General features: G+C 71.5%; 1 protein-coding gene and 1 pseudogene. Both read right to left on the bottom strand.

What is annotated here, in order from left to right; translation table 11 throughout:
* Positions 1–876 (bottom strand): annotated as a pseudogene (locus GT354_RS15515) (hypothetical protein); the annotation flags it as partial.
* On the bottom strand, positions 873–1543 hold a 671-nt coding region (locus GT354_RS15520), incomplete at its 5' end, for an SDR family NAD(P)-dependent oxidoreductase (RefSeq protein ID WP_161356896.1). The pseudogene GT354_RS15515 and the gene GT354_RS15520, both read right to left, overlap by 4 nt.

The following is a 1543-nucleotide window of genomic DNA, read 5'->3' on the forward strand; positions in this document are numbered from 1 at the left end:
GACCGCGGCGAGCTCGGCGCCGCCTGCGGTCAGGGTGCTGCACAGGAACGGACGCGACGACCACACGAGGTCGGCGGGCGTGGCGACGCGGGCCCGCATCTGCTCGGGGCTGTAATGGGCCAGCGCCGCGATCTGCTCGTCCGTGATCGGCACGACCAGGTCCGCCGGATCCGGCCGCGGCTCACCGGCGGCGGTGTCCACGAGCGTGTTGTCGGCGCTCAGATACAGACCGTGCTCGGCCGCGTCGCGCAGGACCGCCGGCGACCAGATGATGCCCCCGGTGTCGTCGCCGCCCAACACGGTGAACAGCCGACCGTCGTCCACGCCCTCGTTGGTGAAACCGCGGAAGATCCAGGGTGGAACGGACGCGATGTCGCCGTCGCGCAGGACGTACTCTCCCTGCTCGCCTTCGGCCCCCCAGCGCATCCGCCACGTGCCGCGGAAGTTCAGGAACACCTCGGAGGTGAAGTGCAGGTGCAGGTTGTTGGTGACCCCGCGAGGCATCCCCGCCGCGCCGATGTTGTAACCGTGTGGCTCCCGCAGGTTGATCACCTGGTCCGGGTTCTGGGTGACCCCGGGCCCGATGATCGAATAGTTCTCCTTGCGGTCCGAGCCCGGGGTGCGGCAGTCGATGAACGCCTGGTCGCAGCTGACCAGGTCGCTGCGCCGGATGGTCCGGCGAGCCATCTCTTCCGCCGTCACGCCACCGCTGTGTCGGGTCGTCTCCACGCTTACGCCTTCCTGTGTCACGGCCTCGGGATCGGTGTCGCGGATGCGACCTGCGGGAGCGCCGTCCACGCGGTCTGCGTCGCCGTCGGCCCCGAGGATCTGTGCATCCGTATGCACGGTGGGTCGGGAAGAAGTGTGATTCGTCATCGTGCGACCATCCCCGCGGACAGGTCAAGGTCGGCGCCGGTGAGTCCCGGCATGTGCAGCATCGCCGCCGCCGCGAGCGCGACCTCGTGCTCGTGCACGAGCCGGCCCAACGCCGCGCGGCCCACGAACGCGGCTTCCGCCCGGGCGTAGGAGGTCTGGGTGCGGCGTGCCTCCAGGGTGAAGTTGCGGTGCATGCGCTCGCCGTGGACCGGGCCCGGCGAGAGCGTGTTGACGGTCACCCCGTGGGGTCCGACCTCGCCGGCCAGGGTCGCGGTCAGCGCGATCACCGCGGCTTTGGAGGCGCAGTACGGCGTGCGAGCGGCGAGTGGCCGCTTTCCGCTGACCGAGGCGATGTTCAGCACGTCGCCGGCGCCGCGCGCGACCATGGCGGGCAGGAACGCCCGGCACATCAGGTACACCCCGCGCACGTTGACGGCGAACACCGCGTCCCAATCGTCCGGCGCGATCTCGGTCAGGGCCGCGACCGGTCCCGCCACTCCGGCGTTGTTGACCAGGATCGAGATCTCCTCGTCGGCCACCGCGGCGGCCAGGACGGTCACCGCCGCGGGGTCGGACACGTCGCAGGTCGCCACGCGGGCGGCGCCCCCGGCCGCCACGATCAGGTCGACCGTCCCGGCGAGGCGCTCCGCGTCGCGCCCGACGGCCA

It is taken from the genome of Streptomyces sp. SID3343 (assembly GCF_009865215.1).
GTDB lineage: Bacteria > Actinomycetota > Actinomycetes > Streptomycetales > Streptomycetaceae > Embleya.